This is a genomic window from Leisingera sp. (assembly GCF_034669605.1).
Taxonomy (GTDB): Bacteria; Pseudomonadota; Alphaproteobacteria; order Rhodobacterales; family Rhodobacteraceae; genus Leisingera.
On the sequence record NZ_JAXMOX010000336.1, the window covers coordinates 1 to 2,800 of the forward strand.

4 protein-coding genes are annotated in these 2,800 nt (G+C 58.6%); 2 read left to right on the top strand and 2 right to left on the bottom strand.

All coding sequences use genetic code 11. The features are described 5' to 3' along the window. On the bottom strand, window positions 1-311 hold a 311-nt coding region (locus VOI29_RS23815), incomplete at its 3' end, for a 3'(2'),5'-bisphosphate nucleotidase CysQ family protein (RefSeq protein ID WP_323784294.1). Between the two features lie 112 nt (window positions 312-423). Here VOI29_RS23815 and VOI29_RS23820 point away from each other — a divergent pair. After that, on the top strand, window positions 424-1,245 hold the full coding sequence (locus VOI29_RS23820; protein ID WP_323784296.1) for an ABC transporter permease: 822 nt from the start codon (window positions 424-426) through the stop codon (window positions 1,243-1,245). 77 nt (window positions 1,246-1,322) lie between these two features. On the opposite strand, the gene VOI29_RS23825 is transcribed toward VOI29_RS23820, so the two are convergent. After that, window positions 1,323-1,925 (bottom strand): alpha-ketoglutarate-dependent dioxygenase AlkB, encoded by a 603-nt coding sequence (locus VOI29_RS23825; RefSeq protein ID WP_323784298.1) that lies wholly within the window; start codon window positions 1,923-1,925, stop codon window positions 1,323-1,325. Window positions 1,926-2,139: 214 nt separating this feature from the next. Here VOI29_RS23825 and VOI29_RS23830 point away from each other — a divergent pair. After that, on the top strand, window positions 2,140-2,800 hold a 661-nt coding region (locus VOI29_RS23830; protein WP_323784300.1), incomplete at its 3' end, for an Hsp70 family protein.

The following is a 2,800-nucleotide window of genomic DNA, read 5'->3' on the forward strand; positions in this document are numbered from 1 at the left end:
ATATTCACGGTGAAATCGCCGCGCCGGTGAATGAATTCCTTGGTGCCATCCAAGGGATCGACGATCAGAAAGGTATCGCCGCGCTCTTTGTGGGAGTCGGATTGTTCTTCAGTGACCAGCATCATGACCGGGAAGGCCGCCCGCAGACCTTCAGAGATCAGCGCATCTGCAGCTTCATCCGCTGCCGTTACCGGGCTTTCGTCGGATTTGACCTTCACGTCGAAATCGTCGGAATTGTAGATCTCCATGATCTTTGCCCCGGCCTCAATTGCCAGCCGGCGGATCACGGGCACCAGGTCTTCATATGTCACGCAGATCTCCCTAACACGGGTTTAATTGAAAATTTGCCTCTTGCCCCTTATGATGCGCAGATAACAGAACGGCAAGCAGCCGCATTGAATTCGAGCAGAGAATACAGGTCTCATGTTTCAACAGCGCACGCAGCAATCCTCGGTTTCCGGGTTCCTCTCACTAAGCGAGGTGGTCTTCCATTCGGTCGTGCGCAGCGTCCGCTCCAAACACAACAATGCTTTTGCGGCCCTGGCACTGAACATCCTGCAGGCCGTCCTCTTCGTTGCAGCTTTTTTTGCCATGTTTGCACTGCTGGGCCTGCGCGGTTCCGCCATTCGCGGCGACTTCCTGCTCTATGTTATGTCCGGTGTGTTCCTGTTCATGGTCCACACCAAGACCGTCGGTGCCGTTGCCAGTGCCGAGGGGCCGAGCAGCCCGATGATGCAGCATGCGCCGATGAACACGATGGTGGCCATTCTGTCCGCCGCCATCGGCGCGCTGTACATTCAAGTCTTTTCACTGTTCATCATCCTGTTTGTCTACCACGTCGCATTCACACCGGTGCACATCGAAGAGCCTATACCTGCCTTTGGCATGATTTTGCTGGCCTGGACCACTGGCGCCTCAGTCGGGCTGGTGTTCCTGGTGCTGAAGCCTTGGGCACCTGGGCTGGTGAGTATTCTGACGATGATCTATCAACGCGCCAATATGATTGCTTCGGGCAAGATGTTCCTGGCCAACACGCTGCCCAGCTTCATGCTTGCCATGTTCGACTGGAACCCGCTGTTTCACTGCATCGACCAGGCCCGCGGATTTGTCTTTATAAACTACAACCCGCATTTCAGCTCCTGGCAGTATGCGGCCTGGGTAGCGCTGGTGCTGATTGTGATTGGCCTGATGGGCGAATTCTACACCCGCCGCCAGGTCTCCATCAGCTGGGGCGCGCGGCGGTAACCGCAATAACCGGTCCAGGTTTTTTCTCCAAAAGACTTGGCAAAAGATAGCCGCGACACCTTTGCGCCGCACTGGCATCACGTGACCATTCTGAGTGTCAAGTTGATCCGCCCGCCCTTGGGCAGCAGCCGTGATGATTTGAACCGGATCCGGTCTATCCCATGGTAGGTCAGCCGCGCCGCGCCGCCCATGACCACGGCATCGCCCGAGCTGAGCCAGACCGATTCCGTCTTGCCGCCGCGGCTGCGGTTGCCGATCCGGAACAGCGCATCATCTCCCAAGCTGATTGACACCACAGGGTAGGAGAAATCCGCCTCATCCTTGTCCTGATGCAGCCCCATCCGCGCACCTTCTCCGTAGTAATTCAGCAAGCAGCATTCCGGCACCCGCTCCAACCCGGTCAGCTGCCGCCATATCTCCAGCACCGCCTCCGGGATATCCGGCCACTTGCACCCGGAGGGGTGCTGCTCCGCATAGCGGTAACCGGAGGCGTCAGAATACCAGCCGAACTGACCCGCCGACGTCATCCGTACCGACATCTGCCCGCCGCCCCGCATCTTGGGTGAAAACAGCGGCGCCGCTTTCAGCACTGGCCGCAACGCGTCTATCAACGCCGCTTGCCGGGCCGGATCAAGCAATCCCTTGTAGACATCGAAATCGCGCACACGCAGCAAGGTCATTGCCGTTCATCCATCCTTAACCATGACCCTTGCAAAAAAGCGTATTGATTCACGCCTCCGGGCGTGCCTGAACGCTTGCAGGGCCGTTTTCACGTCCCTATATACGCCGGGACGCGGCAAGGTGCAGACCAAACCGCAACTTCCATCGGGGCCAGGATGCCGCAACGGGTTCAGGCCTCGGGTAATCGCCTTGAGTAGTAAAAAGGGATCGCAAATGAGCAAAGTTATCGGCATCGACCTGGGTACCACCAACTCCTGCGTGGCCATCATGGATGGCTCCCAGCCCCGCGTGATTGAAAACGCCGAGGGCGCGCGCACAACCCCGTCAATTGTTGCCTTTACCGACGACGAACGCTTGGTCGGCCAGCCGGCCAAACGCCAGGCTGTCACCAACCCCGATAATACCGTGTTCGGCGTCAAGCGCCTGATCGGCCGCCGGTTCGACGACGCCGCAGTCGCCAAAGACAAGAAGATGGTGCCGTTTTCCATCATCAACGGCGGCAATGGCGACGCATGGGTGGAAGCCAAGGGTGAGAAATACTCCCCGTCGCAAATTTCCGCCTTCACCCTGGGCAAAATGAAGGAAACCGCTGAATCCTACCTGGGCGAGGAAGTCACCCAGGCGGTGATCACCGTGCCGGCCTATTTCAACGACGCCCAGCGCCAGGCTACCAAAGACGCCGGCAAGATCGCGGGCCTCGAAGTGCTGCGTATCATCAACGAGCCGACCGCGGCTGCGCTGGCCTACGGCCTCGACAAGGAAGACACCCAGACCATCGCGGTTTATGACCTCGGCGGCGGCACCTTCGACGTGACCATTCTGGAAATCGACGACGGCCTGTTCGAGGTGAAGTCGACCAACGGCGACACCTTCC